The following is a 26,607-nucleotide window of genomic DNA, read 5'->3' on the forward strand; positions in this document are numbered from 1 at the left end:
AACAATGGCTGAACGTCTGAATAACGACTTCCAGTTCATCGATGTCGGGCGCAAGGATCCGAAGAAGAAACTGTTGCGTCAACGCAAGAAAGAGTTCGTCGAGATCTACGAACCGTTCAAACCCCAGCAGTCGGCCGACCAGGCCCACCGCTGCCTGGGTTGCGGCAACCCGTATTGCGAATGGAAGTGCCCGGTGCACAACTTCATTCCCAACTGGCTGAAGCTGGTGGCCGAGGGCAACATCCTCCAGGCCGCCGAGCTGTCGCACCAGACCAACACCCTGCCGGAAGTCTGCGGCCGGGTGTGCCCGCAGGATCGTCTGTGCGAGGGTGCTTGTACCCTCAACGACGGTTTCGGTGCGGTGACCATCGGTTCGGTCGAGAAGTACATCACCGACACCGCATTCGCCATGGGCTGGCGCCCGGACATGTCCAAGGTCAAGCCGACCGGCAAGCGTGTCGCGATCATCGGTGCCGGCCCGGCGGGTCTGGGTTGTGCCGACGTGCTGGTGCGTGGCGGCGTGACCCCGGTGGTGTTCGACAAGAACCCGGAAATTGGCGGTCTGCTGACCTTCGGCATTCCCGAGTTCAAGCTTGAGAAGACCGTGCTGAGCAATCGTCGCGAAGTCTTCACCGGGATGGGCATCGAATTCCGCCTCAACACCGAGGTCGGTAAGGACGTGACCATGGAGCAACTGCTTGCCGAATACGATGCGGTGTTCATGGGCATGGGCACCTACACCTACATGAAGGGCGGTTTTGCCGGTGAGGATCTGCCGGGCGTCTACGACGCGCTGGATTTCCTGATTGCCAACGTCAACCGCAATCTGGGCTTTGAAAAGTCGCCGGAAGATTTCGTCGACATGAAAGGCAAGAAGGTTGTGGTGCTCGGTGGTGGCGACACGGCGATGGACTGCAACCGCACCTCGATCCGCCAGGGCGCCAAGTCGGTGACCTGCGCTTATCGTCGTGACGAAGCGAACATGCCCGGCTCGCGCAAAGAGGTGAAGAACGCCAAGGAAGAAGGCGTGAAATTCCTCTACAACCGCCAGCCGATCGCGATCGTAGGCGAAGACAAGGTCGAAGGCGTGAAAGTGGTCGAGACCCGTCTCGGTGAGCCGGACGCCCGTGGCCGTCGCAGCCCCGAGCCGATCCCGGGCTCCGAAGAGATCATCCCGGCCGACGCCGTGGTCATCGCGTTCGGTTTCCGTCCGAGCCCGGCACCGTGGTTTGAACAGTTCGAAATCCAGACCGACAGCCAGGGCCGCGTCGTCGCGCCTGAGCAAGGTCAGTACAAGCACCAGACCAGCAACCCGAAAATCTTCGCCGGTGGCGACATGGTGCGCGGTTCCGACCTGGTGGTGACGGCGATCTTCGAAGGCCGCAATGCGGCTGAAGGGATCCTCGATTACCTGGGCGTCTAACCTCGGATCCTGAACCAAACGCAATAACCCTGTGGGAGCGAGCCTGCTCGCGAAAGCGGTCTGTCAGCCAACTTCACTGTTGGATGTACCGGCCTATTCGCGAGCAGGCTCGCTCCCACAGTTGTTTCTCGGTGTTGCTGATAACGCCTTTCCAACGCAATAAATTGACCCGATAGACAAAAGGCTGACCTGCATCCGTGCCTTTTGCGTCGCGCTCTGAGAAAATGCCCGCACTTTTTTTCCGGATGCCGACATGACTGCCCTGAAGAACGACCGTTTCCTCCGCGCCCTGCTCAAGCAACCCGTTGACGTCACCCCGGTGTGGATGATGCGCCAGGCCGGCCGCTACCTGCCTGAATACCGCGCCAGCCGTGCCCAGGCCGGTGATTTCATGAGCCTGTGCATGAATCCGGAATTCGCTTGCGAAGTCACGTTGCAACCGCTCGACCGCTATCCGCAACTGGACGCGGCGATCCTGTTTTCCGACATCCTCACCATTCCCGATGCCATGGGCCAGGGCCTGTACTTCGAGACCGGTGAAGGTCCGCGCTTCAAGAAAGTCGTCAGCACCCTGGCGGACATCGAAGCGCTGCCGATCCCGGATCCACACAAGGATCTCGGCTACGTGATGGACGCGGTCAGCACCATCCGCCGCGAGCTGAACGGCCGTGTGCCGCTGATCGGCTTCTCCGGCAGCCCGTGGACCTTGGCGACCTACATGGTCGAAGGCGGTTCGTCGAAAGACTTCCGCAAGACCAAGGCGATGCTCTACGACAACCCGCAAGCCATGCACCTGCTGCTGGACAAGCTGGCGCAGTCGGTGACCTCGTACCTCAACGGCCAGATCCAGGCCGGCGCGCAAGCGGTGCAGATCTTCGATACCTGGGGCGGCAACCTGTCGGCGGCGGCTTATCAGGAATTCTCCCTGGCCTACATGAAGAAAATCGTCAGCGGCCTGATTCGCGAACACGACGGGCGCAAGGTGCCGGTTATCCTCTTCACCAAGAACGGCGGCCTGTGGCTGGAAAGCATCGCCGAGGCCGGCGCCGACGCACTGGGTCTGGACTGGACCTGCGACATCGGCAACGCCCGCGCCCGTGTTGGCGACAAGGTCGCGCTGCAAGGCAACATGGACCCGACCGTGCTCTACGCCAAACCGGAAGCGATCCGCACCGAAGTCGGGCGCATTCTGGCCAGCTACGGCAAGGGCAGCGGCCATGTGTTCAACCTCGGCCACGGCATCACCCCTGAGGTCGATCCGGAGCATGCGGGCGCGTTCCTGCGTGCGGTGCACGAGTTGTCAGCGCAGTATCACGAGTGATCGACGCCCAATAAAAAACGCCCGGCCAATGCCGGGCGTTTTTGTACAAGATCAAAAGATCGCAGCCTGCGGCAGCTCCTACATTNATTCGCGTTTCCCTGTAGGAGCTGCCGCAGGCTGCGATCTTTTGCTTTTAAGCTTTCACACCACCAAGTGGCGGCAACTTCGCCAGTTTCAACGCCACCAGCAGCGCCACCAGCAACAGCGCACCAATGAACAGGCCGATGCCATTCCAGCCGCCCAGATGCCAGAACACCCCACCCGCCGTACCGGCAATGCTGGAGCCGGCGTAATAACTGAACAGGTACAACGACGACGCCTGACCCTTGGCCTTGGTCGCGCGCCGGCCGATCCAGCTGCTCGCCACCGAGTGCGCGCCGAAGAAGCCGAACGTGAAGATCAGCATGCCGACGATCACCAGCAACAGCGGTGTGAACATCGTGAGCGCAAGGCCGGCGAACATCAGCGCGATGGTCGCCCACAGCACTTTGCGCCGTCCCAGTTTGTCCGCCAGGGAACCGATTTTGGCCGAACTGTAGATGCCCGACAGGTACACCACCGACAGCAAGCCAACGAACACCTGATCGAGGTTGTACGGTGCCGCCAGCAGGCGATAGCCGATGTAGTTGAACAGAGTGACGAACGCGCCCATCAGCACAAAGGCTTCAAGAAACAGCAGCGGCAGGCCGGCGTCGCGAAAGTGCATGGTGAAGCCGTCGAGCAGGCTGCGCGGATGCAGCGAGCGTGAGCGGAAGTTGCGCGATTCGGGGAGGATCTTCCAGAACACCACCGCCGCGACCAGCGCCAGGCCACCGATCACCAACATCGCCGTGTGCCAACTGACGAAGTCGATCAGCACCCCGGTGATCAAGCGGCCGCTCATCCCGCCAATCGCGTTGCCGCCGATGTACAGGCCCATCGCCAGACCGATGTGCTGCGGATGGATTTCCTCGCTCAAATACGTCATCGCCACCGCCGCCAGACCACTCAACGACAGCCCGATCAGCGCGCGCATGATCAGCACGCCGTGCCAGCTCGGCATCATCGAACTGGCGATCGTGCACAACGCGGCGGCGAACAGTGCCGCGACCATCACCGGTTTGCGCCCGATGCGGTCAGAGATCGGCCCTGTGATCAGCAGACCGAAGGCCAGCATGCCGGTCGCCACCGACAGAATCAGGCTGCTCTGCGCCGCGTTGATTCCATACTCGTGGGACAGCAGCGGCATCATCGGCTGCACGCAATACAGCAAAGCGAAGGTCGCGAAGCCGCCGCTGAACAGCGCCAGCACCGTGCGCATGAACATCGGCGTGCCTTTTTCGATGTAGATCTCCTGCAGCTCGGCGATGACATCGTCCGCCGCGGCAGGCGGAACTTCATGGGCAAGAGGGGCGGCGGCGGTTTTCACATCAGACCTCGGAGGGCACGGCCAGGCAGGCAATGAAAAAATCATATAGCTGGCTAATGTTTCTATCCAATATATTGTTCGACCTGTTTGATAGCTTTAACGACCTAATGGGGTTTCCATGGAATTGCGTCATCTGCGCTACTTCATCGCCGTCGCCGAAGAATTGCATTTCGGCCGCGCCGCACAGGTGCTGGGGATCTCTCAACCACCGCTGAGTCAGCAGATTCAGGCGCTGGAGCAAGAGGTCGGCGCGCGGTTGTTCGAGCGCACCAATCGTCGGGTCGAGCTGAGCGAGGCCGGCCGATTGTTTCTGCAGGAGGCGCGGCTGGTGCTGGCTCAAGTCGACAAAGCGGCGGATGTTGCACGGCGGGCGCAACTCGGAGAGTTGGGGGAACTGAAGATCGGCTTCACCTCGTCGGCGCCGTTCAACTCAACCATTCCACAGGCGATTTTTTCGTTTCGCCAGCGCTTCCCGGCGGTGCACCTGAACCTGCGGGAAATGAGCAGCACCATGGTCGCGGACGCGCTGGTGGATGAGTCGATCGAAGTCGGCATCATGCGTCCGCTGGGTTTGCCGGATTCGCTGAGCGTGGTTGAGCTGATGCGTGAGCCGCTGGTGGCGGTGCTCGGCTCCAAGCATCCGCTGGTGAACGGCAGCGAAGAAGGCCTGTTCCTGGCAGCCCTGGCCCTCGAACCGTTCGTGTTTTTCCCACGCAGTTACGGCAGTGGTCTGTATGCGCAGTTACTCAGCCTGGCGCGGGACGCCGGCTTCAGCCCGCATTTCGCCCAGGAGGCGGGCGAGGCGATGACCATCATCGGGCTGGTGGCGGCGGGCTTGGGGGTGTCGGTGTTGCCAGCGTCTTATCAGCGGATGCGCATCGATGGTGTGGTGTATCGGCCTTTGCTCGATCCGCAAGCGGTGTCGGCGGTGTGGCTGGTGCAGCGCAAGGATCAGAAATCGCCAATGGCCAAGGCGTTCGTCGAACTGCTGACGCGTAAAGTCGAACCTTCAAACGCTTGATTGCTGCGCAATCAAATCGCGAGCAGGCTCGCTCCCACAGGGCAACGCATTTCAAGGTGGGAGCGAGCCTGCTCGCGAAGACGCTCGCCCGAACACTGCATATTTCAGGGCAACCGCACCAGATCCCCCTTCAACGCCACTCGCGTGACAAAAATCCCTGCCCGACACTCATAGGTATTCAAATCCTTGCGCACATGCTGGTCGTAATAACTGACGATATTGACCACCGCATTCGCCCCGACCCGCTTGGCGTCGGCCTGCAACTTGATCAGGTTCGACTGCAGCACCCACTCGCAGGAATCGTGATCGCTCTTGTTGAAACCGTTGGTCTTCAAGTCGCTGACCACACCGCGCTGCAACAACCGCTGAGTTCCCTGAGGCCCGTTGCCGACCAGATAAAACTTCACACTGCCATCCAGCCGCCCGGCGCGAATCGCATCCGAGAGCACAGTTTCGAACGGCATGTACATCAGATTGGTGGCGTGGCTGGCGCTGGGCAATAACCCGAGGAGTGCGGCGGCGATCAGGGCTTTCACTTGCATGGTCATCTCCTTGACTTTGCGAGTCAGCATTCAACGATTTATGGAGTGTAGACACCGTACGTCGGTGCAGAAAAAACCGTCTGGTACATGTGTAGCTCAAGGGCTACACTCTCGGTCATGCCTGAGATCATTCGAAGTTCAACATTCTCCAGCTGGCTTTTGAAGCTGGCTGACAGCCGCGCCAGGATGCGTATTCAGGTGCGCATTGATCGTATGGCCGATGGGAATTTTGGTGATGTCAAAGCCGTCGGTGAGGGGCTCAGCGAAGTCAGAATTGACTATGGCCCCGGATATCGAGTCTATTTCATGCAACAAGGTCGGCAAGTGGTCATCCTCCTTTGTGGTGGAGACAAGAGCAGCCAACCCCGAGATATCAAGCAAGCCAGGCTCATCGCGGAGTCTTGGCAGGAGCAAAACCCATGACCGAACAATTCACTCGTTGGGACTCAGCCGAGTACCTCAAGACAGAAGAGGACATGGCCAATTATCTGGATGCCTGCATGGAGGAGGCTGGAGATGATCCTGCCTTTATCGCCAAGGCACTGGGCACCATTGCGAGAGCGCGAGGCATGACCCAAGTCGCACGTGACGCCGGGCTGTCTCGAGAAAGTCTCTACCGTGCACTGTCAGGTGAAGGAAATCCTGAGTTTGGAACGATTCTGAAAGTGGTGAAGGCGTTGGGCTTGAAGTTACATGCCAGCACTTGAGCTGAACTGAATAGCAAAGGGCGCCGCAAGGCGCCCTTTGTCGTTTCTACTGTCAATCAATCAACGTGTGCCAAATCCCCACGCAACGCCACGCTCGACACCACCAGGCCGGCGCGGCACTGGAATTTCTCGGTGTCCTTGTACAGGTCGCGCTGGTCGACGCTGGCGATGTTGATCACCGCGTTGGCGTCGGCTTTTTTCGCGGCGTTCTGCAGGGTGGCGAGGGCTGATTGCAGCGCCCAGAAGCAGGCGTCGGTGTCGGATTTGTTCGAGCCGTTGGTTTTGCGGCTGCTGCTCACGGTGTCGAGTTTGCGCACTTGCTTGGGCAGGGTTTCGCCCGCCAGGTAGAACTTCACGCTGCCGTCCAGCAGACCGGCGTCGGTGGCGCGTTTGACGCCCTCGCGAAAGCTCAGGTAGGTCGGCTCGTCGGCGCCTTGCTTGACGATGCCCAGGTCGTTGACGAACTCGATGTCCGGGTTGATCGACAACTCCTTGAGCACGTTGTCGCGCAGGCGGTTGACCCAGCGGTTGTAGTTGCCGTGGATCTTGCCGTCCTTGGCGTCGAGGCCGTAGCTGCTGCGGTAGTCGATTTCAAACGAGGTCGGGCTGAACGGGATGTCGACCTCGGCGTGGTGGCGTCCGCGTACCGTGATCGCCGCTTTGATCATGCCCGGGCGAACCGACTGCACCACCCACTGGCGGTCGTTGAGCGCGGTGACGATGGCGCGGCTCATCTGCGCCTGGGTGAAACCGAGGTTGGGCGAAAATTCTTCCTTGGCGTTGTAAACCGGTTTGCTGGTGCAACCGCCGAGCACCAAGGCCAAGGCCAGGGCCAGCAGGGCGGCGATGCGGTGAAACTGAGTCATTCCCTTCACTCCAAACGTGTTGCGGTCAGTGCCAGCGGCGGAAAATCAACGAGGTGTTGACGCCACCAAAAGCGAAATTGTTGTTCATCACGTAGTCGTGATGCATCTGGCGGAATTCGCCGCGCAGGTAATCGAGCTTGCCGCAGTGCGGATCGACTTCGTCGAGGTTGAGCGTGTGCACATACAGGTCGCGATTGAGCATTTCGATGCTGAACCACGACTCCAGCGCGCCGCAGGCCCCCAGCGTGTGGCCGAGGAAACTCTTCTGCGAGCTGATCGGCATGTGTTCGCCGAACAGACTGCTGGTTGCCAGTGTTTCGGCAATGTCGCCCTGTTCTGTAGCCGTGCCGTGTCCATTGACGTAACCGATGGCATCCGGCGTCAGCCCGGCGTCTTCCAGCGCCAGTTCCATGGCCCGGCGCATGGTGATCTGCTCGGGGCGAGTGGTGTGCTGGCCGTCGGCGTTGCTGCCGAAACCGACGATCTCGGCGTGGATCCGCGCACCGCGAGCCAGCGCATGCTCCAGCTCTTCGAGCACCAGCATGCCGCCGCCTTCGCCGATCACCAGACCGTCGCGGCCCTTGTCGTATGGACGTGGGCTGGTCTGTGGCGCGTCGTTTTTCAGGCTGGTGGCGTACAGCGCGTCGAAGACCATGGCTTCGGTCGGGCACAGCTCTTCGGCACCGCCGGCGAGCATCAGCGGCAGCCGTCCGAACTTGATCGCTTCATACGCGTAGCCAATGCCCTGACTGCCGCTGGTGCAGGCGCTGGACGTCGGGATCAGGCGTCCGGTGAGGCCGAAGAAAATGCTGATATTGGCCGCGGTGGTGTGCGGCATCATCCGCACGTAGGAGTTGGCGTTGAGCCCCTCGGCGACCGAGTTCAGCAGCATGTTGCCGAAGGCCTTGATCTCGTCGGTGCTGCCGGTGGACGAACCACACGCCACACCCATGCGCCCGTCCTTGATCGATTCGTCACCGAGCAGGCCGGCGTCAGCCAGCGCCTGCTCCGCCGCACCCACCGCCAGCCGTGACACCCGGCCCATGCTGCGCAGTTGCTTGCGGGTCCAGTGCGCCGGGACGAGAAAATCATCGATCGGCCCGGCCAGACGGGTGTTGAGTTCGCTGAAGCGGTCCCACTCGTGCATGCGGCGAATGCCGCTGCGGTTGGCCGCGAAGTTGCCGGAGATGGTCTGCCAGTCGCTGCCCAGCGAGGTGATGCCGGCCATGCCGGTGACGACGACGCGCTTCATCAGCACAAGCCTCCGTTGACCGCCAGGACCTGGCGGGTGATGTACGAAGCTTCCGCCGACATCAGGAAATTCACCGCAGCAGCGACCTCTTCCGGGGTGCCCATGCGTTGTGCGGGGATCATTTTCATCAGCTCTTCCACCGGCACGTTTTCATCCAGCATCGCTGTGTCGATCAGGCCCGGTGCGACGCAGTTAACGGTGATTTTGCGCTTGCCCAGTTCGATCGCCAACGCCTTCGCAGCGCCGATCACCCCGGCCTTGGAGGCGCTGTAGTTGACCTGGCCCCGGTTGCCGATCAAACCCGACACGGAGGTGATGCAGACGATCCGACCGGCGGCGCGACGACGGATCATCGGCATCATCACCGGGTGCAGGACGTTGTAGAAACCGTCGAGGTTGGTGCGCAGCACCACGTCCCAATCGTCATCGCTCAACGCCGGAAAAGCGCCATCGCGGGTCAGGCCGGCGTTAAGCACCACGCCGTAATAAGCACCGTGGGTTTCGACGTCAGCTTCAAGGATGGTTTTGCAGGCTTCGCGGTCGGCGACGTCGAATTGCAGGATGCGCGCGTGACGGCCCAGCGCTTCGATCTCGGCCTGTACCGCTTGCGCTTCGGCAACGCCGCTGCGGCAATGCAGGACGATGTCGTGCCCGGCCTGTGCCAGACGCAAGGCAATGGCGCGGCCGATACCACGGCTGGAGCCGGTGACCAGTACGGATTCAGTCATCGTTCGACTCCCTGGTTTGTTCAAGATATTGGCTGGGCTGCGGCGGGCGGAACACGTTCAAACGTGCGCTGGCCTCAATGCCGGGGGCGTTGATATGGCATTCGAAAACACCCATGCCGTTGTCGTCTTCCAGCGAACGAATGCCGTGGATGGTCAGTTCGCTGCCGGCCGGAAACGCCTCGACGTTGCACTCGAATTTACGTGTCCCGAGGAGGAAACCCAGCGCGACCGGGTTGCCCTTCTGCCGTGCGTGGCAACCGGCGAAGGCGGCTACGCTTTGCGCCATCAACTCGATGCCGACCCACGCCGGCAGGCTGCCGTCTGGCAGGTTGAACAAACCGTCGGGCTTGACGGTGAGGCGGGTGTGGATCTGCTCTTCGTCGAAGCTGAGGATGCGGTCGATCAGGATCATGTCGCCAGCGTGGGGCAGCAGTTCGGCGAGCGGCCAGTCATTCATGGAGCGTCTCCGATAATCAGGCTGACGTTGTTGCCGCCGAAGGCAAACGAATTGCTCATCAGGTAGCGGGGTGCAATGGACGACAGGCGTTCGCTCGCGGTCACCCACTTCAGCGCCGGCAAGTCGGGGTCGGGCTGGGCGTCCCAGACGTGGGGCGGCAAGGCTTGTTGCGGGTTGTCGGCGCTCAGGCTCAGCCAGCAGAACGCTGCTTCCAGCGCACCGGCCGCGCCGAGGGTGTGACCGGTCATCGGCTTGGTCGACGAGCAGGCCACGCCGTCGGGAAACAGCGTGGCGACTGCCAGACTTTCCATCGCATCGTTGTGCTGGGTCGCGGTGCCATGCAGGTTCAGGTAGCTGATGTGCGCCGCTTGCAACTGTGCGCGGCTCAAGGCTTTCTGCATGGCTTGCAGGGCGCCGCGACCGCTCGGTTCCGGCGCGGAAATATGGTGCGCGTCGGAGCTGGCGCCGCTGCCGAGCAGGGCAATGGCCGGGCCGTCGCTGCGCTGCTGGCTCATCAGAAACAGCACCGCCGCTTCGCCGATGTTGATGCCGTTACGGTTGGCCGAGAACGGATTGCAGCGCTGGTCGGACACCGCTTCCAGTGCGCTGAAACCGTTGAGCGTCAGTTTGCACAGGCTGTCGACCCCGCCGCACAGCACCGCGTCGCACAGGCCCAGATCAAGCAGGCGCTGTGCGCTCATCAACGCCCGCGCACTGGACGTGCAGGCGGTGGAAATCACGTAGGCCGGGCCGCTGAGCTGCAGCCAATCGGCGAGAAAGTTCGCCGGCGCGCCGAGTTCCTGTTGCCGATAGTCGTACTCGGTAGGGAACTGCTGCTCGCGAAGGTAGTGCGCCAGCCCGCGGCTGGCCTCGTCGATCCCCGAGGTGCTGGTGCCGAGCACCACGCCGATGCGCTCGCGACCATACGTCTGGATGGCCCGGTCGATGTCCTCGCGAATCTGCAGCGCGGCTTCCAGCAGCAGTTGATTGTTGCGGCTGCGCTGGTCGGTCAGTTCGGCCGGAACAGGCGCCAGCTCACCATGCACCGCCGCCACGGGCAATTCACGCTCGGCAACCCAGCCGGACTCGCGGCGCATGCCCGAGCAGTCACCGGCAAACAGGTTCTGCGCGACCTGTTGCTTGTCGCGGCCCAGCGCGCAGATCACGCCGAGGGCATTGAGGTAGGCAGTCATGGCGTCGGCTCACCGAGAGGAGAAACCCGATAGTGCGGGCCTTGGGGCAGATTCAATTGGAAACTCAACGGTTGTGCATAACGGATCGTCCAGCGCGGCGCCAGCGTGCGTTGCTCGCCCTGCTGCTGCGCGGTGGGGTAAGTGCGCGCCAGTTCGCCGGACGGGGTCAGGGCGAACAGCAGCGCGGCAAACAGCTCCCGGGCTTCGGGATTGGGCGGCAGCAGCCCGTCGGCCTGCCAGCGCCCGTCGATCAGTTGCTGACGGGCCTGGGGAATGCCCAGCGGATCCATCATCGACCAGCGGATGCCGGGGCCTTCGCGCTGGATCACCAACAGCCAGTCCTGACGCTGATCGGCCTGTTGGCGCTCGATGTGCAGTTGCAGCGGTAACGGCAGCGTCGGGTCGCTCGCGGGCAGCGGGGCCTGGCTGGCGCAACCACTCAGCAAAGCAAATGCCACCAAAATCAGCCATACCGCAAACCTTGTGGGAGCTGGCTTNTGGTTAACTGACACACCGCTATCGCTGGCAAGCCAGCTCCCACAGGGGTTTAGCTGTGCTGATCGAAAGTGGTACATCAGATGGATTCCTGCAATGGCTTGCGGGCGACAACGTTCACCAACGTTTCCTCACGCTCGCCAAACGGCTTCGGCCGGCGCAATCCGAACCGTTCCAGCAGTCCGAAATCCTTCGACCGGCTCCACCACAAATACGGGTACGAAACATTGCGCTCGCCAAACTCGAAACCCTGCTGGCGAATCATCTCCAGGTACTGCGCCGCGCTCTTTTGCACCTGCATCGGATGGCGGAACAGCCAGCGGATCACCCAAGTATCAATGTATGCCTCGGTGGACTCGGCGAACAGCAGATAACCACCCGGTTTGAGCACGCGGTAGAACTCGGCGAGGGCTTTTTCCTGCTCGACCAGATGATGAAAGGTCTGGTGGCAGAACAGCAGGTCAACACTGGCATCGGCCACATTGAGCGTCGCGCAGTCGCTGCCGATCAGCTCGACGTCGAAGCCCTGCCGCGCCGCTTCTTCGGCGCTCAATTGCAGGCTGTGCGGGTCGGCGTCGACGCCGATCAGATGCTGTGGGGCGAAGGTCTGGTGCAGGTGGCGGAACGATTTGCCCTGACCGCAACCAGCGTCCAGCAGCACCGGATTGGCCGGCAGCGAATCGCTGAACAATCCGCGTAAATCGTTGATCGCCACGCGCAGCACATGGTGCTGCCAGGTGTGGCTGCGCAGGAACCAGAAACCGAAGCGGGTTTCCTCGACGTAGCTGTCGCTCAAGTAATTCATGGGGCGTCCTTTGCACAGAGTTCGGAAATCATCTTCAGTCGGCGGCGTGCTTCGCTGACGAACGGATTGCGTTCATCCCAGGCGTAGCCGGCGAGGATCGAGCAGATCATTCGGCGAATGTCCGCCTGACTGTCTTGATAAAAAATCACGTCCTGAAAGGTGCCGGCATACCAGCCCTCGACGTAGCAGCGGAAGGTGTCGACGCCACGTTTGAGCGGCTCGGCGAACTCGCGCTGCCAATCGACGATTTCCCCCTGCAACTGCCGGTGCAGGACAGCGGCGGCCATGCTCGCCGAACGCATGGCGATGGTCACGCCGGAGGAGAACACCGGGTCGAGAAATTCCGCCGCGTTGCCAAGCAGGGCGAAGCCCGGACCGTGCAGGGTTTTCACATTGGCCGCATAACCGCCGAGGGTACGCGCCGGGGTGTCCCACACCGCGTTGTTCAATACAGCGGCGAGGCTCGGCGTTTCGCCGATGAAACCGCGCAGGCAGGCATCCAGATCGCTGTCGCGCCCCTTGAAGTGCTCGGCAGCAGCCACCACGCCCACCGAGCAGCGCCCGTTGCTGAACGGGATCGTCCAGAACCAGATGTCGCGGTGCTCGGGGTGGGTGGTGACGAGGATCTTCTCGCGGTCGAAGGCCGGGTTATCGATGTGATCTTCAACGTGGGTGAATACTGCCTGGCGCACCGGGAAATTCGACGGCGCTTCCAGATCAAGCAAACGCGACAGCACGCGCCCGTAACCGCTGGCGTCGAGCACAAAGTCCGCTTCGATGCGGTACTCGCTGCCGTCTTCGCGCAGCACGTCAAGCTGCGGTTTGGCCCGGTCGAAATCGACGCGGACGATGGCATCGCCGTAACGGAATTCGGCACCCTGCAATTCAGCCTGATCAGCCAGCAGCTTGTCGAAATCGGCGCGCTGCACCTGGAACGTGGTCGGCTTGCCTGCGGTGAAGGTGTCGCTGAAATCGAAGGCGCTGTAGCGCTCGCCCCAGGCGAAGGCGGCACCGGTCTTGCGCTGGAAACCGGCGGCATTGACTGCATCGAGCATGCCGGCCTCTTCGACGAAATCCAGGCAATGGCTGAGCAGGCTTTCGCCGATGGAAAACCTCGGGAAATGCTGGCGCTCGATCACCAGCACATCGTGGCCCTGGCGCTTGAGCAACGCGGCGGCGATGGCCCCGGAGGGGCCCGCGCCAATGATCACGACCTGACGGGATTCCATTTCAACGATTGGCACGTGAGCTCCCGGGCGCAGTGGCGCTGGTTTTCGTAGGCGCGCGGTGCAGGCCGATCAGGGCCGGCAACAGCGTCGCGATCAGGCCCATCAGCATCAGCGCGAAGTACAGCGCCGGACTGATGAGCTGTTGTTGCAGCAGCAGGTTGAGAAAGACGATTTCGCTCAGGCCGCGAATATTCAGCAACACGCTTTCACGCCAGCGGCTGGCGCCTTCGAACGATGCACCGGCCCAGCCCAGCCCGAGCCAGTTGCCGAGCAGTTTACTGGCAATCGGCAACAGCAGCAGCGCCGCCCATTGCACCGCGCCAAGGCTGGCCAGGGCGCTGTGCACGTCGATCTGCACGATGCCGAAGGTGAGGATCAGCGGGATCGCGATCCACGTCTGCAAGCGGCTCATCCACCGCGCCGGCAATGGCAGCACCAACGGCACTTTCAGCAAGGCCATGCACAGCAGATAACCGATGCCGAAAATCAGCGCGTTGAGTTTGTAGTGCTCGGCCAACACCAGCAGCGCAAAGAAGCCGAGGCTGTAGGTCAGCGGTCGGCGCACGCGCAACAGATGCAACAGCAGCGGCACGCAGGCCAGTCCCAGCGGCAGCAACAGACTGCTCAGATGCAGGCTGCCTTGAGCGAGGCCGAACAGCGTCCAGCAGGTCAGGTCGATGAGGATTGCGGTCTGCACCAGACGCCGGGTGGCGGCGGGCGGGTAGTCGATGTGGCGCAGGTACAGGTACAGCACCGGGATCGCCGTGATCGCGAACACCAGACCGATCGCCAGCGAGTTCAGCCACGGTTGCGCTGGCAGCAACCAAGCGGCGGCCGCCAGACCGGAGGCAAATGGCACGGCAAAACTCGGCACGGCGATTTTCACGCTCTGGCGATCCAGACGCAGGTCGATCACATCACTGAGAATGTGCCCGAGCAGCAGAGCGAAACTCAGGCTGTAGAGGTCTTTCAGCCACCCTGGTGCAATCAGTTCGGCGCCGTTGAGTTGCCAGGTCGGCTCAATCCAGAAGTACATCAACAGCGGCAAACCGAAGCTGGCCAGCAGCAACTGGCTGACGATCGGAATCAGGCCGAAGTGCCGACCGATACGGGTCGCCACGGCGAACAGCGCCAGGGCCATGAACCAGAAGCCGACGACCATCACGCTGCCGGCTCCGCGACGCTGGTGCTGTGGGCGTGACGTCCGGCCCATGGCGCGAGAATGAAGCTGAAGGCCAGCCCGAGGCTTACCGCCAGGCCGAAGTTGCTCACCGCCGGCGTGCTCGACACTGCCAGCAAACCGAACGACAACCAGGTCGTCAGCGCCGCCAGCAGGGTGCCCAGCAGACTCACCGCCGCACCGCCAACCTGTTCACGCATCAGGATCGCGTAATCGACGCTGATCGCCGTCACCAGCAGCAGGCCGAACAGGCTGAACAGGGTCAGCGGCTGGCCGAGCCATCCGAGGCTGGCCAGGCTGCACAGCGCCGCCAGCAGCGGCAGGGCGACGATGCGCAACGCGCCGCCGAAGCCGAACGGCACGATCAGCACCAGCACAATCAATACGCAGGAGGCGAGCTTCAGTTCGGCGGCGCTGATCTGGGTCGCGGCAAACACGTTGTTCAATTCACCGAGCCGATCGACCAGCATCACCCCCGGCAAGTCCAGCGCCTGCACCCGCAGCAGGGACGGATTGTTCAGGCCCTGCAGGCTGGTCATCGCCGCTACGCCGTCAGCGGTCGGGCCGAGCCACAGCGTGCGGTAGGGTTCGCCCAACGGCCCGGCCAGTGCCGCGTCGATGTCTTCGGCAGGCAGACTCTGCAACTGCTGCAACTCGGTTTGCAACGCCGCGAGCGGCACGCCGAGGTCGAGCAATGGCTGCCAGTGTTGCGGCAGTTTGCTCAGCGCTTCGCGAACCTGCTGTTGCTGGCTCGGCGGACTGAGCAACTGATCGAGGGCCAGATAGCCTTGCAGTTTGTCGAGGTTGACCAGTTGCTGCAGGCGTTCGCTCAGCGCGGCCTGACGCTCCAGCAACTCCTGCTGATTGGCCCCGCGCACCAGAAAGAACTGGCTGGTCGGCTGATAGCCGGTGATGCGTGCGATGGTCTGCGCCTCATCGGTCAGGCGTTGTGGCGCGCCGACCCATTGGCGAATGTCGTTTTTGCTTTGCAGCTGCACCAGACCGCCAGCGCAGAAGGCGATCAGCAGCGCCAGCAGCACCGGGGTGCGTACGTGTTCGAGCAGGTTTTCGCGCAGTTGCACCAAGCGCTCGGCCAGGCGCAGCGGCCATTGCGCCGGTTGCAGCTCAACGTTTTTCAGCAGGGCCGGCAGCAGGCACACCGCCGACAGATACGCGCCGAGCAAGCCGGCAGCGGAGAACACCGCGATTTGCGTCAACGCCGGAAAGGGCGTCCAGGCCAGCGCCAGATAACCGATGGCGCTGGTGATCAGGCTCAGCGTCAGCCCGGACAGGGTCAGGCGCAGCGCCGGCCAACTGCGCCACGGCTTGAGGCTCCAGCTTTTCGACAGATAGTGCAGCGGGTAATCCACCGCCACGCCGATCAGGCTGGAGCCGAGCACCAGCGTCATCACATGCATGTGGCCGAACACCGCGACGCAGGCCACCGCGCCGAACAGCATGCCCACCAGCACCGGCACGAACGCCATCAGCACCCGCCAGCGACGAAACGCCAACAGCAGCAACAGCAGAATACCGAGGGTGGCGCCGCCGCCGACCCAGGTCATTTCGCGGGTGGCTTGCTGCTGACCGTTGGCGGCGTACAGCAGACCGCTGGCGGCCAACAGTTGTACATCGGATTTCGCCGCTTGCTCGCGACTGTGCTGCAACAGATCGGCGACTTTCAGCGGCAGGTTCATGTCGAAGGCATTGCCGGTGGTGCGCGCGCGCAGCAGCACCCAGCTTTTTCCGTCCGCATCGGCGACCAGTGCGCCGCTGCCGATGTCCAGTTGCACCGCACCGTGTTTCGGCTGGCTGTTCTGGATGCGCCCGGTCAGGCCCAGCCAGTCGTCCTGGCTCGGTACCAAGGTGAAACCGTTGAACGGGTCGAACAGCGCCTGCACCCGTTGCTGAATGAACGCATCGGGATGCTCGGTCAGCAGTTGCCGGTCATCCGCCGAGAGCATCGCCAGCCGCCCTTGCAGCAGTTGCGTGCGCAGCGCCGGGAGGTCTGCCTGCAGATTCCACTGGACCTTTTCGAACAGACCGCTGGCTTGCCATTGCTCGCCGAGGGTTTGCGCCATGGCCAGCGCTTGCTGGCGATCGGCGTGCCCGACCAGCACCAGCATTTCCCGATTGAGCGGCTCCTGCATGCGCTGTTCGGCGCGCAGTTCGAGGGCGTCAGGGTTGGTCCCGGGCACCAGTTCCATGAGGTTGGCCGACAGCGGCGCACCGTCGCGCCACTGCCACCCGGCCAGCGCGACAACCGCCAGCAGCAGGATCAGGAACAGCCACGGCAGCCTGCGTTCACTCGGCAAAGTCATGTTGCTCCGCTTCGCTCAACGGCTGGTTTGCAATGCTGTCCTGCATGCGCAGCACGGTGCTGTCGCCCTGGGTTTCCAGCAGTTCGATGGTCTGTACCAGCTCACCACCGTTGATATTGATCTGATTGAACACTTGCTTGAGCAGCACCGAACGCGGGGTCAGGGTGAGTTTCCACTGCTGTGCGTCGCCGCTCAGGGCCAGTTCGAAATCCCGCTGCAAGCCGCTGCTGTCACCTTGCAGCACGGCGAGGAACAAACGGTTCTGTTCGGCCCCGGCGCTCTTGTTCGGCAGCAACTGCCAAGCGTTGCCGTCACGACGGGCGATGCCGTTGGCGGTGATGCGGTAATCCTGTTGCAGCGGGGTCTTGAGCAGCCAGAGCAGACCGTGGTTTTTCGCCAGCACGAAGCTGCCCTTGCTGAGCAACGGCTGAGGCAGGGCGCGCAGGTGTTTTTCCTGAATGAACTGGCCGTGGATAACGTCCGGTTTCGCCAGTTGTTCGCTCAGCTGTTGCAGGTCGAAGGCGTTTGCCAGCATCGACACGGCGAGCAGCGCCAGCGCGCCAAGGCCTTTGCAGAACAGGTTCATCGCAGCATCCTTTGCACCGCATCGGTGAACACTTTGGGGGAAGCCAGTTGCATTTCGCGGCTGCTTATTTCGACCGCCACCTGCACCGAGCTGGCGCGGGTCAGGCGTTCGCCGGTCTGCAAGTCGGTGATCAGATAATTGATCTTCAAGCGGTTCTCCCACTCCACCAGACTGGCGCGCACGTTCAGGCGCTGGCCGAACACCGCGCCGCGCACATAACGCATTTGCAGGTCGATGATCGGCCACGCGTAACCGGACTCGGACATCTGCGTGTAGTTGTGGCCGATCTGGTCGAGCAGCGCGCAGCGCGCCACTTCCAGGTATTTGACGTAATGCCCGTGCCAGACCACGTGCATAGTGTCGACGTCAAAAAACGGCACGAGGATTTCCGTGTCGGCGTGCAGCACTCCGGCGCTACGCATGCAGCCTCCAGTGTTGCTCGGCGATGCGTTGCAGGCACAGGCGCAGTTCGCCTTCGAGTGCACGGTCTTCGATCACCGGCGGGAAGTCCTTGGCCAGCTCTTCGTGCATGGCGGCCAGCGAAGGTGGCAGCGCACGCGCGTCTTCATCACGACCGCGCAACCACACGCCTTGATTGGCCGCGAGCAACGTGGCGGCGGCGACCTGTTCGGTCAGCTCCAGCACGCGGATCGCGTCACGGGCGGCGATGGTGCCCATGCTCACCTTGTCCTGGTTGTGGCACTCGGTGGAGCGCGAGAACACGCTGGCCGGCATGGTGTTTTTCAGCGCTTCGGCGGTCCAGGCACTGGTGCCGATCTGCACGGCCTTGAAGCCGTGGTTGATCATGGCGCGCTCCGCCGGGGCGCCGGACAGGTTGCTCGGCAAACCGTGGTTGTAGCGCTCGTCGACCAGCAGCGCGAGTTGCCGGTCGAGCAGGTCGGCGACGTTGGCCACCAGATTTTTCAGGCTGTCCATGGCGAACGCGATGTGCCCGCCGTAGAAGTGCCCGCCGTGCAGCACGCGTTCGGCTTCGGCGTCGATGATCGGGTTGTCGTTGGCGCTGTTGAGTTCGGTCTCGATGAACGAGCGCAGCCAGTTCAGGCTGTCGGCCAGCACCCCGAGCACGTGCGGGGCGCAGCGCAGCGAGTAGCGATCCTGCAGGCGATGCAGCGGCGCGGTCGGCGCGTCGATCGCCAGATCCTTGCGCAGCCACGCGGCGACCTGCATCTGCCCCGGATGCGGCTTGGCGGCGAACAGACGCTCGTCGAAGTGTTCCGGATTGCCTTGCAGCGCGACCACGTTGAGCGCGGTGATGCGCGTGGCCAGTTGCAGCAGATAGTCGGCGCGGGCGTAGGCCAGGCAGGCCAGTCCGGTCATCACCGCAGTGCCGTTCATCAACGCCAGCGCTTCTTTCGGGCGCAGCACCAGCGGCGTCCAGCCGAGTTCACGATGCACGTCGGCAGCCTGGCGACGCTCGCCACGGAACCACACTTCGCGCTCGCCGGACAGGGTCGCGGCGACGTAGGACAGCGGTGTCAGATCACCGCTGGCACCCACCGAACCTTCTTCGGGGATCAGCGGCAGGATGTCGTGCTCAAGGAAGGCGTGCAGGCGCTCCAGCAGTTCGATGCGCACGCCGGACACGCCGTGGCACAGCGACTGCAAGCGCGCCGCCAGCACGGCGCGGGTGGCTTGCGGGTCGAGCAGTTTGCCGAGGCCGCAACCGTGGAAGGTGTAGAGATGACGCGGCAGTGCCTCGACGTGATGCAGCGGCACCGCGACCACGCAGGAATCGCCGTAACCGGTGGTCACGCCGTAGATCACGCCTTCCTTGTCCAGCAGCGAATCGAGAAACCGCGCGCCTTTGGCGATGCGCTCACGGTAAGCGGCGTCGCTCTGCAACTGCACGGGCGCCTGACGGTTGGCCAGGGCCAGCACGTCTTCGATGCGCAAAGGGCGTTCGCCGAAGGTTACCGGCTCATGGGTTGGCGTCGTCATCGGTCTTCCAGAAAGGGTAAAAGTTGAACCATTGGTGCGGGGCTTGGAGGCAATAGTGACTCAGGCGCTGCGCGTAGCGGGTGGCCCACTGATGAATGACCTGCTCGCGCTCGCGGCGCGTCCACACCACGCTGTCGGCAAACGGTTCGAGGGTCAGGCGATAGTGACCGTCCGGTTGTTTCAGGCACATCAGCAGGTTGACCGGGCATTTGAGCAAACCGGCCAGCAACCACGGGCCTTGCGGAAACGCTGCCGGGTGGCCGAGAAAATCCACGCTGACGCTGCGCCCGCCGTGCAACGGCACGCGGTCGCCGGCAATCGCCAGCCATTCACCGCGCTCCAGGCGTTCGTGCAGTTGCAGCATGATCACCGGGTCCAGTTCGCTGACCTGAATCAGGCGCAGATTGGTCGCGCCGGCCTCGCCCAGCAAGCGGTTGAACTGTTCGGCGTGCTTGGTGTGTACCAACACGTTCATGGTGACCTTTTCGCCAATCTCGGCCAGTGCGCGGCACACTTCGAGGTTGCCCAGATGCGCGCCGACCAGCAGTTGCCCGCGACTGCCGCGCAGCTGATTGCGCAGCAGTGCCGGGTCGATGATTTCGATTTGCTCGATGCGCAGCTTGCCGTTCCACACGTCGAGCTTGTCGAGCAGCGAATCGGCGAACGCCATGAACTGGCGGAACACGCGCCAGTAACTCGGGCGCAATTCGGCGCGGTTGCTCCAGTCGGCCAGCCGTTGCTGGTATTGCCAGGCACTGTTGCGCGCGGTACGGCCGAACAGGAAGAAGTACAGGACGATGCCGTACAGCAGCGGACTGAGCAGGCGTCGGCCAAGCACTTTAGCGGCGACTGCGGTGAATTTCATCAGCAGGAAGCTGCCGCGCTCTTCTCGGTCGGCCCAGTGCTTCTTGTCGGTTTCGACGCTCATGTGCGCCACCGTCGCCAGAGGATGACGGGCAGGCGCAGCAGCATGCCGAAGAACAACCGGGTATGCATGCTGGAAATCAGCGCGTTGTCGAGGAACAGGCGGAAGTGCGAGACGCCGTCCAGCGGGTAATGCACGCTGGTCTGTAGCCAGCGCATCGGCTGGTTGCGCCACGCCAGGCGCACGAGGATGTCGGAGTCGAAATCCATGCGCTTGCCGACCCGCGCCGAGTCGATCAGCGCCAGCGTCGGAGTCAGCGGGTAGACGCGAAAGCCGCACATCGAATCGCGGATCTGCAGCGACAGCGTGTTGATCCAGACCATCACATGAGTCAGATAACGCGCGTACAAGCGGCCCTTGGGCACGCTCTCGTCGAACAGCGGATAACCGCAGATCATCGCGTCCGGGTGGGCGCGGGATTCCGCGACGAAACGCGCGACGTCGTGCAGGTCGTGCTGGCCATCGGCGTCCACTTGCAGGGCATGGGTGAAGCCCAGACGCGCCGCTTCGCGCAGGCCGGTCATCACCGCGCCGCCCTTGCCCTGATTGAGGGTCAGGCGCACCAGATGCACCTGATCACGCTCGGCCAGCGCATCCAGCACGCGCGCGCACGACGGGGTGCTCGCGTCGTCCACCAGAATGCACGGCAGGTCCTGGGCGAGCAGGGCGTCGACCACGGTGCCGATCGCGGTTTCATGGTTGTAGACCGGAATTACGGCGCAAGGGTTATGCATCGGCGGCTCCTAGCAGGATGCGTCCGCTGGAGCAGGTCGCGGTGTCATTGCGGTAGGCGAAATACAGCTTGCCGCGCTCGGGATCGAAACGCAGATGCAGCTGGACTTCATCGCCCGGGCGCACCAGTTGCTGGAATTTCAGCACTTCCATGCCGGCAAATTTGCCGGGCAGGTTCAGCAGTTGTCGGCCGAGGTTCAGTGCCCATTCGACCTGCACCACGCCGGGCAGCACCGGGGCTTTGGGGAAGTGGCCGCTGAAGTAGGCCAGATCCGGTGGAACACTCAATTGCAGGCTCCACTCGCTGTCGGTTTCGACTTGCTCCAGCACTTCTGGCGCTTTCGGCCGTGGCGCCAGCAACAGTGCTTCGATGTCGGCCTGGGGCAGTTTGCCCTGGCTGTTCAGCGGCAGTTGCCGCACCAGACGCCAGCGCCGGGGCAAGGCCAGCGCTTCGCAATGCTGGCTCAGGTGCTTGCGCAGGGCTTCGGTCAGGCTGCGGCGGCCGTGTTCACGCAAGGCAAACAGGCCGGCGTCGCTGAGCACCAGCAAGGCGCCGAGTACTGCGCGGTTTTCCTGAACCACGCCCAGCCGTGCTTCGGCGACCCAGTCATGGGCGCCCAGTGCCTGTTCCAGCATCGGCAGGGAAATGCGCTTCTCTTCGAGTTTGACGATACGGTCCAGCCGCCCGAGCAGTTCGAAACGCCCGTCGGCAGCGATGCACGCAGCGTCGGCGGTGTGTTCGACATGCCCCGCCGGCAAATAGGGGGAAGCGATCAGCAGGGCGCCGTCGCTGTCCTGGCTCAGTTCAACCCCGGCGAAGGGCTGCCACAGGCTGGCGCCTTGGCGCCAGGCGATGCCGCCGGTTTCCGAGCTGCCGAGGATTTCGGTCGGCCACTGTTGCAAGCGTTGCTGCAGGCTTTGCGCCGCGTCTGCGGGTAATGCGCCGCCGGAAGAAAACACCCGGCGCACGGCACTCAGTGCCGGCCAGTCGAGGTTGTCGCCCATGCGCTTGAGCAGCGCCGGGCTGCCGACCCAGGCGAAGGCCGGATGCTCGCGGCTGGCGCGTTGCAGATCTTCCGGGAACGCCAGTTGCCTGCGCACGAACGGCCGTCCCGCGCACAGCGGCCACAGCACGCGGAACAACAAGCCGTAGATGTGCTGAGTGGCGACACTGCCGATGATCCAGGCTTCACCCAGATCCGCCCCCCACAGCTGCTCCAGGGCTTCGACCTCGTTGGCCAGTTGGCGCAGGGTCTTGTCGATGCGCTTGGGCTCACCGCTGGAGCCGGAGGTGCACAGGCTCAGGCGGCACTGGTCGAGATCCAGTTCGGCGCCGGGCAGGGCAGGCTGCAACAGATCGCTCAGGTGTGAATCATCGGAGTGATCGCTTAGCCACAGATCGACTTCGCTCGACCAGCGCTGGCGGGTCTGCGCTTGCAGGTCCGCGGGCAACAGGACGCTGACGCCGGCGCGCCAGGCCCCGAGCAGGGCGATGGCGAGGTCGGCGGCATCCTCCAGATGCACCGCCATGTGCTGCACGCCGCGTGCCTGCAGGCCGGCGGCAACGCGCAGCGCCTGCTCGCGCAGTTGCGCATGGTCGAGGGCCGGGGTGTCGGTGATCGCTCGTCCCGGCAGGGCCTTGAGCAACAGTTGCTCAAGTTTTATCCAGTTCATTTACGGCCTCTTACCCGTTGTCGTATCAGCCATTCAATGGCAAACATCAGGCCGATCAATCCGTAGGAGATCAGGCCGGTGTACAACATCCACCAATGCAGCGGTGCCCACAGGGTCAGGAGCGCGGCGCACAAACCGTTGCAGAAGAAAAACACGCTCCAGGCCACGGTGACCTGACGGGTGTAGCGGATCGCCTCGGGCGGCAGTTGCGGCTCGCGCAGTCGCGCCAGGCGCTCGACCATCGGCGGGCCCCATTTCAGACTCAGGCTGAACAGCACCAGCATGAAGCCGCTGATCAGCACCGGGTACCAGCGCAGCAACAGCGGACTGTCAAACAGCGCCAGCAGCAGGCAGAACACGATCGCCACGCAGGCCATCCACAGACTGCCTGGCTTGCGCTCGCCAGTCAGGGCGCGCGCCAGCCACAGGCTACCCAGCAGCAGCCCGAACTGCCACGGGGCGAAGTGCTCCATGCCGAAATACACCGCAAAGGGGTACAGCAGCCCCGCCAGCAGCAGGCCGAGGCCGATCAATCGGCTCATGCGGCCGGTTGAACCAGACGGTAGACCGCCTCGACCACGTCGCCGACGGTGCGCACCGACTTGAATTCTTCGGCGGCGATTTTCTTGCCGGTCTGGCGTTTGATGTGATCGATCAGATCGACCGCGTCGATGCTGTCGATCTCCAGATCCTGATACAGGTTGGACTCCAGGCTGATGCGCCCCGGATCCAGTTCGAACAGCTCGACCAAGGCATCGCGCAGGGTGTTGAAAATGTCGTCACGAGTTTGCATGGTCCGGTCTCAAGCTGCCTGTTTTGCCGTGACGAATGCCGCAAGGCTCGCCACGTTGGTGAAGTGGTTACGGGTGTCTTTGGCGTCGGCGTCGATCTTGATGCCGTATTTTTTCTGGATCGCCAGACCCAGTTCCAGCGCGTCGACCGAATCCAGGCCCAGCCCTTCGCCGAACAGCGTCTGTTCGTCACCGATATCGTCGACGCTGATGTCTTCGAGGCCCAGGGCATCGATGATCAGCCGTTTGATGTCGCGCACCAGGCTAGGGTTATTCAGATCGCTCATCTTCGGCGAGCTCCTTAATAAAGTAAGAGTGCAAATAATCGTTGAGCTTGCGCGAGGCCTGCGGTGCGGGGCCTTGCGTGGCGAAAGTCTGTGGGTCTATATCGGCCCCGACACGAAAACTGAAGTGCACGCGGCGGTGGGGGATCCGATACCAGGGTTCGGCCTTGGTCAAGGTGGTCGGATTGACCTTGATGACCACTGGCGTAAGGATTTTCGCACCGCGCAGGGCAATCGCCGCCGCCCCCCGATGAAAGGCTGGCGCCTGACCGGGCTGAGTGCGCGTGCCTTCGGGGAAAATGATCAGGGTCTGGCCGTTTTGCAGGGACTCGGCGGCGGCGTCGAGCATGTCCATGCTGCCGTCATTGCTGATGTATTCGGTGCGGCGCAGCGGGCCACGGGTGAACGGGTTTTCCCAGAGGCTTTTCTTCACCACGCAATTGGCTTGACGCACGAGGCCGATCAGGAACACCACGTCGATCAGCGACGGGTGGTTGGCGATGATCATTTGCCCCGGGCGACCGAGACGTTCCGCCCCTTGAATGTCATACGTCAGCACGCCGGTGCGGGCCATGAAACGGACGAAAAACCAGAACAGCCGACTGACGGTCTGCCGTGCGCGCTGACGATGTTTCAAGGCATCGCCGGGCAGGCAACCGAGCAGCGGAAACACCAGCAGGCGCAAGCACAACCCGCCCAGCCCGAACAGCGCGAAACTTGCGGCGGTGGCCAGGAGGCGCCAGTAGTAGGCGTCGCGGTTTTTCTCGGTCACGGGTTGCGTTGCCAGGTCCATACACGATTTTTCCAGGCATGTTGGCAATGGGTTTGCTGACCGAGCAGGGTTCGCAACAGGTTCAGTGCGTGTGGCCAGTGCGCTTTGGACACTGCTTCCTGGCCGCTGTTCAAGGTCAGCCGCCAGTCGGTACCGGGGGTGAGCAGCAAACCGACCGCGTAAGGGAACGGCACGTCGTCGATCCACTGCGAATAGGCTTGGGGCGGCTGTTCTTCGGTGATGATCAGCAGCACCGCCGGAGCGCCTTCATCGAGCAGGGCGGCCGCTTCGAGAATGCCATGTTCCAGGCCATCGCCCGCTGCCGCAAGGGCCGTCATTTCGCTGGTTTCGCCGCGCATGATCGACCACAGACCGATGATCGCGTTGTGCACCGACAGGCTGAACTGCGTCGGCGACAACGGCTCGTCCTTGGCCAGGTCACTGAGGATCTCGAAGGTGCGCGGGGTTTCGCCGTGTCGTGAAACAAACACCAGCGGCAGGTTTTCCCGTCCGTCGGCCAGTGGCCAGCCGACACTGAACGCCATGCGCGCCAGACGGCTGAGGCGCCGGCGCTGCATGGCGGGCAGAAACGACACATCGGGCGCGGCATCGCTGTCCGGGAGTACGACCGGTTGTCGGCTCCAGGCCTGCCACGCGTCCACGCTGTCGAGCCCCGGGGCCCATGCGCGCCATTGGGCGATGTTGAAGTTGATCACGGATGTTCATCCTGCCCCTGCGGGCTTTTTATGACGCTTTGAGTCGCCAAAGCCGCGGCTGACCTGATGTGGCGCTTGGCGCCGGGTGGCGCGCATTATCCCGGTGCGACGAGTGTGTAGCAAATGTTGGTTACGTTTTGCGCAGCAAAATGTACCGAGTGGTCCGCAGAAAAACTGTCACTTGGCCATTATCCGGATCGTGCCGGATTTGTCTGTCGGGCCTGTCAGCGCACACGGCAGGTTTTTGCCCTCTGTGCCCGCTGATTTCTGCACCTGACTCTGTAGTCCGCGTCGTTGAAGGTAGCGAAGCGTACGCACAGGCAACTACACTCGGTCATTCTTTGATACACGGAGGTTTTGTCATGCGGCGCGTGGTGTTCAATCAGAAAGGTGGTGTGGGCAAATCCAGCATTGCCTGCAATCTGGCGGCAGTGAGTGCCAGCGAGGGCTATCGCACGCTGTTGGTCGACCTCGATGCCCAGGCCAACTCCACTCAGTATCTGACCGGGCTCACTGGCGATGACATACCGATGGGCATTGCCGACTTCTTCAAACAGACCCTGTCTTCCGGGCCGTTTTCGAAGAAAAACCAGGCCGACATCTACGAAACCCCGTTCGACAACCTGCACATCATCACCGCCACGGCTGAACTGGCCGATCTGCAGCCCAAGCTTGAGGCCAAGCACAAGATCAACAAGCTGCGCAAATTACTCGATGAGCTGGACGGCGAATACGATCGGATTTATCTCGATACGCCGCCAGCGCTGAACTTCTATGCGGTTTCGGCGCTGATCGCTGCCGATCGGGTATTGATTCCCTTCGATTGCGACAGCTTCTCGCGTCAGGCGCTGTACGGGCTGCTGGCGGAGATCGAAGAGTTGAAGGAGGACCACAACGACGGCCTGGAAGTCGAAGGCATCGTGGTCAACCAGTTCCAGGCCCGGGCCAGTCTGCCGCAGCAGATTCTCGATGAGTTGATTGCCGAGGGCTTGCCGGTGCTGCCGGTGTATCTGAACAGCTCGGTGCGCATGCGCGAGTCGCACCAGGCCAGCACCCCGCTGATCCACCTCGACCCACGGCACAAACTGACGCAGCAGTTCGTTGAGCTGCACAACCTGCTCGAAGACCACTGATTTTCCTGTGGGAGCGAGCCTGCTCGCGAAGCGGCCAGCACGTTCAACATCTCTGTTGACTGAACGGGCGCCTTCGCGAGCGGGCTC

29 protein-coding genes are annotated in these 26,607 nt (G+C 62.7%); 6 read left to right on the forward strand and 23 right to left on the reverse strand.

The features are described from left to right. Positions 1-4 precede the first annotated feature (4 nt). Together ACTJKS_RS07920 and hemE are read left to right on the forward strand one after the other, a co-directional pair. Entirely contained in the window at positions 5-1,423 is a 1,419-nt protein-coding gene (locus tag ACTJKS_RS07920; RefSeq protein WP_007909438.1) for an FAD-dependent oxidoreductase, read from the forward strand. 253 nt (positions 1,424-1,676) lie between these two features. Continuing rightward, on the forward strand, positions 1,677-2,744 hold the full coding sequence (hemE, locus tag ACTJKS_RS07925; RefSeq protein ID WP_007968321.1) for a uroporphyrinogen decarboxylase: 1,068 nt from the start codon (positions 1,677-1,679) through the stop codon (positions 2,742-2,744). A gap of 133 nt (positions 2,745-2,877) precedes the next feature. Here hemE and ACTJKS_RS07930 read toward each other — a convergent pair whose 3' ends face one another. Continuing rightward, positions 2,878-4,092, reverse strand: a complete 1,215-nt coding sequence (locus ACTJKS_RS07930) for an MFS transporter (protein WP_440828819.1) — start codon at positions 4,090-4,092, stop codon at positions 2,878-2,880. Between the two features lie 178 nt (positions 4,093-4,270). Here ACTJKS_RS07930 and ACTJKS_RS07935 point away from each other — a divergent pair, with 178 nt between their 5' ends. Then, complete coding sequence (locus tag ACTJKS_RS07935) at positions 4,271-5,173, forward strand: LysR family transcriptional regulator (protein ID WP_108181452.1); 903 nt, start codon at positions 4,271-4,273, stop codon at positions 5,171-5,173. A 104-nt stretch (positions 5,174-5,277) separates the two neighbouring features. Here the strand turns inward: ACTJKS_RS07935 and ACTJKS_RS07940 are convergent, their stop codons facing one another. Further along, a complete protein-coding gene (locus ACTJKS_RS07940; RefSeq protein WP_108181453.1) occupies positions 5,278-5,715 on the reverse strand; it encodes an excinuclease in 438 nt (145 codons plus the stop codon). Between the two features lie 117 nt (positions 5,716-5,832). On the opposite strand from ACTJKS_RS07940, the gene ACTJKS_RS07945 reads away from it, so the two are divergent. Next, on the forward strand, positions 5,833-6,138 hold the full coding sequence (locus tag ACTJKS_RS07945) for a type II toxin-antitoxin system RelE/ParE family toxin (RefSeq protein ID WP_041074898.1): 306 nt from the start codon (positions 5,833-5,835) through the stop codon (positions 6,136-6,138). After that, complete coding sequence (locus ACTJKS_RS07950; RefSeq protein ID WP_007943750.1) at positions 6,135-6,422, forward strand: addiction module antidote protein; 288 nt, start codon at positions 6,135-6,137, stop codon at positions 6,420-6,422. Before ACTJKS_RS07945 ends, ACTJKS_RS07950 begins: the two co-directional genes overlap by 4 nt. A gap of 56 nt (positions 6,423-6,478) precedes the next feature. On the opposite strand, the gene ACTJKS_RS07955 is transcribed toward ACTJKS_RS07950, so the two are convergent. The 21 genes from ACTJKS_RS07955 to ACTJKS_RS08055 all read right to left on the reverse strand — a co-directional run bounded on the left by ACTJKS_RS07955 (position 6,479) and on the right by ACTJKS_RS08055 (position 25,387). Further along, complete coding sequence (locus ACTJKS_RS07955) at positions 6,479-7,288, reverse strand: hypothetical protein (protein ID WP_041074895.1); 810 nt, start codon at positions 7,286-7,288, stop codon at positions 6,479-6,481. 25 nt (positions 7,289-7,313) lie between these two features. Continuing rightward, positions 7,314-8,540 (reverse strand): beta-ketoacyl-ACP synthase, encoded by a 1,227-nt coding sequence (locus tag ACTJKS_RS07960; protein ID WP_108181454.1) that lies wholly within the window; start codon positions 8,538-8,540, stop codon positions 7,314-7,316. Continuing rightward, positions 8,540-9,268, reverse strand: a complete 729-nt coding sequence (gene fabG, locus ACTJKS_RS07965; protein WP_108181455.1) for a 3-oxoacyl-ACP reductase FabG — start codon at positions 9,266-9,268, stop codon at positions 8,540-8,542. Before fabG ends, ACTJKS_RS07960 begins: the two co-directional genes overlap by 1 nt. Continuing rightward, positions 9,261-9,725 carry a hotdog family protein gene (locus ACTJKS_RS07970; protein WP_041074889.1) on the reverse strand — a complete coding sequence of 155 codons (465 nt, stop codon included), beginning with the start codon at positions 9,723-9,725 and terminating at the stop codon, positions 9,261-9,263. Before ACTJKS_RS07970 ends, fabG begins: the two co-directional genes overlap by 8 nt. After that, positions 9,722-10,918, reverse strand: coding sequence for a beta-ketoacyl-[acyl-carrier-protein] synthase family protein (locus tag ACTJKS_RS07975; protein WP_108181456.1), 1,197 nt, complete (start codon positions 10,916-10,918; stop codon positions 9,722-9,724). Before ACTJKS_RS07975 ends, ACTJKS_RS07970 begins: the two co-directional genes overlap by 4 nt. After that, complete coding sequence (locus ACTJKS_RS07980; RefSeq protein WP_440828814.1) at positions 10,915-11,493, reverse strand: hypothetical protein; 579 nt, start codon at positions 11,491-11,493, stop codon at positions 10,915-10,917. The genes ACTJKS_RS07975 and ACTJKS_RS07980 overlap by 4 nt, the downstream gene beginning before the upstream one ends. After that, positions 11,493-12,218, reverse strand: coding sequence for a class I SAM-dependent methyltransferase (locus tag ACTJKS_RS07985; protein ID WP_041074885.1), 726 nt, complete (start codon positions 12,216-12,218; stop codon positions 11,493-11,495). The genes ACTJKS_RS07980 and ACTJKS_RS07985 overlap by 1 nt, the downstream gene beginning before the upstream one ends. After that, complete coding sequence (locus ACTJKS_RS07990; RefSeq protein WP_198758215.1) at positions 12,215-13,462, reverse strand: NAD(P)/FAD-dependent oxidoreductase; 1,248 nt, start codon at positions 13,460-13,462, stop codon at positions 12,215-12,217. Before ACTJKS_RS07990 ends, ACTJKS_RS07985 begins: the two co-directional genes overlap by 4 nt. After that, the gene (locus tag ACTJKS_RS07995) at positions 13,449-14,612 is read right to left on the reverse strand and encodes a sodium:proton antiporter (protein WP_108181458.1); all 1,164 of its coding nucleotides are present in this window, start codon (positions 14,610-14,612) and stop codon (positions 13,449-13,451) included. Before ACTJKS_RS07995 ends, ACTJKS_RS07990 begins: the two co-directional genes overlap by 14 nt. Next, positions 14,609-16,948, reverse strand: a complete 2,340-nt coding sequence (locus ACTJKS_RS08000) for an MMPL family transporter (RefSeq protein WP_108181459.1) — start codon at positions 16,946-16,948, stop codon at positions 14,609-14,611. The genes ACTJKS_RS07995 and ACTJKS_RS08000 overlap by 4 nt, the downstream gene beginning before the upstream one ends. Further along, entirely contained in the window at positions 16,932-17,534 is a 603-nt protein-coding gene (locus ACTJKS_RS08005) for an outer membrane lipoprotein carrier protein LolA (protein ID WP_108181460.1), read from the reverse strand. The genes ACTJKS_RS08000 and ACTJKS_RS08005 overlap by 17 nt, the downstream gene beginning before the upstream one ends. Continuing rightward, a complete protein-coding gene (locus ACTJKS_RS08010) occupies positions 17,531-17,956 on the reverse strand; it encodes an acyl-CoA thioesterase (RefSeq protein ID WP_108181461.1) in 426 nt (141 codons plus the stop codon). The genes ACTJKS_RS08005 and ACTJKS_RS08010 overlap by 4 nt, the downstream gene beginning before the upstream one ends. Beyond that, entirely contained in the window at positions 17,949-19,493 is a 1,545-nt protein-coding gene (locus ACTJKS_RS08015; protein WP_108181462.1) for an HAL/PAL/TAL family ammonia-lyase, read from the reverse strand. Before ACTJKS_RS08015 ends, ACTJKS_RS08010 begins: the two co-directional genes overlap by 8 nt. Then, complete coding sequence (locus tag ACTJKS_RS08020; protein WP_108181463.1) at positions 19,474-20,421, reverse strand: LpxL/LpxP family acyltransferase; 948 nt, start codon at positions 20,419-20,421, stop codon at positions 19,474-19,476. Before ACTJKS_RS08020 ends, ACTJKS_RS08015 begins: the two co-directional genes overlap by 20 nt. After that, on the reverse strand, positions 20,418-21,152 hold the full coding sequence (locus ACTJKS_RS08025; RefSeq protein WP_108181464.1) for a glycosyltransferase family 2 protein: 735 nt from the start codon (positions 21,150-21,152) through the stop codon (positions 20,418-20,420). Before ACTJKS_RS08025 ends, ACTJKS_RS08020 begins: the two co-directional genes overlap by 4 nt. Then, positions 21,145-22,824, reverse strand: a complete 1,680-nt coding sequence (locus tag ACTJKS_RS08030) for an acyl-CoA synthetase family protein (protein ID WP_108181465.1) — start codon at positions 22,822-22,824, stop codon at positions 21,145-21,147. Before ACTJKS_RS08030 ends, ACTJKS_RS08025 begins: the two co-directional genes overlap by 8 nt. Continuing rightward, the gene (locus tag ACTJKS_RS08035; RefSeq protein ID WP_086793854.1) at positions 22,821-23,366 is read right to left on the reverse strand and encodes a hypothetical protein; all 546 of its coding nucleotides are present in this window, start codon (positions 23,364-23,366) and stop codon (positions 22,821-22,823) included. Before ACTJKS_RS08035 ends, ACTJKS_RS08030 begins: the two co-directional genes overlap by 4 nt. Continuing rightward, complete coding sequence (locus tag ACTJKS_RS08040) at positions 23,363-23,617, reverse strand: acyl carrier protein (RefSeq protein ID WP_041074867.1); 255 nt, start codon at positions 23,615-23,617, stop codon at positions 23,363-23,365. The genes ACTJKS_RS08035 and ACTJKS_RS08040 overlap by 4 nt, the downstream gene beginning before the upstream one ends. A gap of 9 nt (positions 23,618-23,626) precedes the next feature. Then, positions 23,627-23,902, reverse strand: a complete 276-nt coding sequence (locus ACTJKS_RS08045; protein ID WP_108181466.1) for a phosphopantetheine-binding protein — start codon at positions 23,900-23,902, stop codon at positions 23,627-23,629. Then, the gene (locus ACTJKS_RS08050; RefSeq protein ID WP_041074863.1) at positions 23,886-24,692 is read right to left on the reverse strand and encodes a lysophospholipid acyltransferase family protein; all 807 of its coding nucleotides are present in this window, start codon (positions 24,690-24,692) and stop codon (positions 23,886-23,888) included. The genes ACTJKS_RS08045 and ACTJKS_RS08050 overlap by 17 nt, the downstream gene beginning before the upstream one ends. Further along, complete coding sequence (locus ACTJKS_RS08055; protein WP_041074861.1) at positions 24,668-25,387, reverse strand: beta-ketoacyl synthase chain length factor; 720 nt, start codon at positions 25,385-25,387, stop codon at positions 24,668-24,670. Before ACTJKS_RS08055 ends, ACTJKS_RS08050 begins: the two co-directional genes overlap by 25 nt. 362 nt (positions 25,388-25,749) lie before the next feature. On the opposite strand from ACTJKS_RS08055, the gene ACTJKS_RS08060 reads away from it, so the two are divergent. After that, positions 25,750-26,520, forward strand: coding sequence for a ParA family protein (locus ACTJKS_RS08060; RefSeq protein ID WP_041074859.1), 771 nt, complete (start codon positions 25,750-25,752; stop codon positions 26,518-26,520). Positions 26,521-26,607 lie beyond the last annotated feature (87 nt).

Origin of the sequence: Pseudomonas sp. 22189 (genome assembly GCF_052045635.1) — a bacterium.
In the GTDB taxonomy this organism is placed as follows: domain Bacteria; phylum Pseudomonadota; class Gammaproteobacteria; order Pseudomonadales; family Pseudomonadaceae; genus Aquipseudomonas; species Aquipseudomonas parakoreensis.

Coding starts and splice junctions, on each gene's coding strand:
- hemE (WP_007968321.1), top strand. CDS start 1,677: ATGACTGCCCTGAAGAACGACCGTTTCCTCCGCGCCCTGCTCAAGCAA.
- ACTJKS_RS07920 (WP_007909438.1), top strand. CDS start 5: ATGGCTGAACGTCTGAATAACGACTTCCAGTTCATCGATGTCGGGCGC.
- ACTJKS_RS08000 (WP_108181459.1), bottom strand. CDS start 16,948: ATGACTTTGCCGAGTGAACGCAGGCTGCCGTGGCTGTTCCTGATCCTG.
- ACTJKS_RS08005 (WP_108181460.1), bottom strand. CDS start 17,534: ATGAACCTGTTCTGCAAAGGCCTTGGCGCGCTGGCGCTGCTCGCCGTG.
- ACTJKS_RS07975 (WP_108181456.1), bottom strand. CDS start 10,918: ATGACTGCCTACCTCAATGCCCTCGGCGTGATCTGCGCGCTGGGCCGC.
- ACTJKS_RS07950 (WP_007943750.1), top strand. CDS start 6,135: ATGACCGAACAATTCACTCGTTGGGACTCAGCCGAGTACCTCAAGACA.
- ACTJKS_RS08045 (WP_108181466.1), bottom strand. CDS start 23,902: ATGAGCGATCTGAATAACCCTAGCCTGGTGCGCGACATCAAACGGCTG.
- ACTJKS_RS07960 (WP_108181454.1), bottom strand. CDS start 8,540: ATGAAGCGCGTCGTCGTCACCGGCATGGCCGGCATCACCTCGCTGGGC.
- ACTJKS_RS08020 (WP_108181463.1), bottom strand. CDS start 20,421: ATGAGCGTCGAAACCGACAAGAAGCACTGGGCCGACCGAGAAGAGCGC.
- ACTJKS_RS07940 (WP_108181453.1), bottom strand. CDS start 5,715: ATGCAAGTGAAAGCCCTGATCGCCGCCGCACTCCTCGGGTTATTGCCC.
- ACTJKS_RS08060 (WP_041074859.1), top strand. CDS start 25,750: ATGCGGCGCGTGGTGTTCAATCAGAAAGGTGGTGTGGGCAAATCCAGC.
- ACTJKS_RS07955 (WP_041074895.1), bottom strand. CDS start 7,288: ATGACTCAGTTTCACCGCATCGCCGCCCTGCTGGCCCTGGCCTTGGCC.
- ACTJKS_RS07945 (WP_041074898.1), top strand. CDS start 5,833: ATGCCTGAGATCATTCGAAGTTCAACATTCTCCAGCTGGCTTTTGAAG.
- ACTJKS_RS08050 (WP_041074863.1), bottom strand. CDS start 24,692: ATGGACCTGGCAACGCAACCCGTGACCGAGAAAAACCGCGACGCCTAC.
- ACTJKS_RS08015 (WP_108181462.1), bottom strand. CDS start 19,493: ATGACGACGCCAACCCATGAGCCGGTAACCTTCGGCGAACGCCCTTTG.
- ACTJKS_RS08010 (WP_108181461.1), bottom strand. CDS start 17,956: ATGCGTAGCGCCGGAGTGCTGCACGCCGACACGGAAATCCTCGTGCCG.
- ACTJKS_RS08025 (WP_108181464.1), bottom strand. CDS start 21,152: ATGCATAACCCTTGCGCCGTAATTCCGGTCTACAACCATGAAACCGCG.
- fabG (WP_108181455.1), bottom strand. CDS start 9,268: ATGACTGAATCCGTACTGGTCACCGGCTCCAGCCGTGGTATCGGCCGC.
- ACTJKS_RS07970 (WP_041074889.1), bottom strand. CDS start 9,725: ATGAATGACTGGCCGCTCGCCGAACTGCTGCCCCACGCTGGCGACATG.
- ACTJKS_RS07985 (WP_041074885.1), bottom strand. CDS start 12,218: ATGAATTACTTGAGCGACAGCTACGTCGAGGAAACCCGCTTCGGTTTC.
- ACTJKS_RS08040 (WP_041074867.1), bottom strand. CDS start 23,617: ATGCAAACTCGTGACGACATTTTCAACACCCTGCGCGATGCCTTGGTC.
- ACTJKS_RS08035 (WP_086793854.1), bottom strand. CDS start 23,366: ATGAGCCGATTGATCGGCCTCGGCCTGCTGCTGGCGGGGCTGCTGTAC.
- ACTJKS_RS08030 (WP_108181465.1), bottom strand. CDS start 22,824: ATGAACTGGATAAAACTTGAGCAACTGTTGCTCAAGGCCCTGCCGGGA.
- ACTJKS_RS07935 (WP_108181452.1), top strand. CDS start 4,271: ATGGAATTGCGTCATCTGCGCTACTTCATCGCCGTCGCCGAAGAATTG.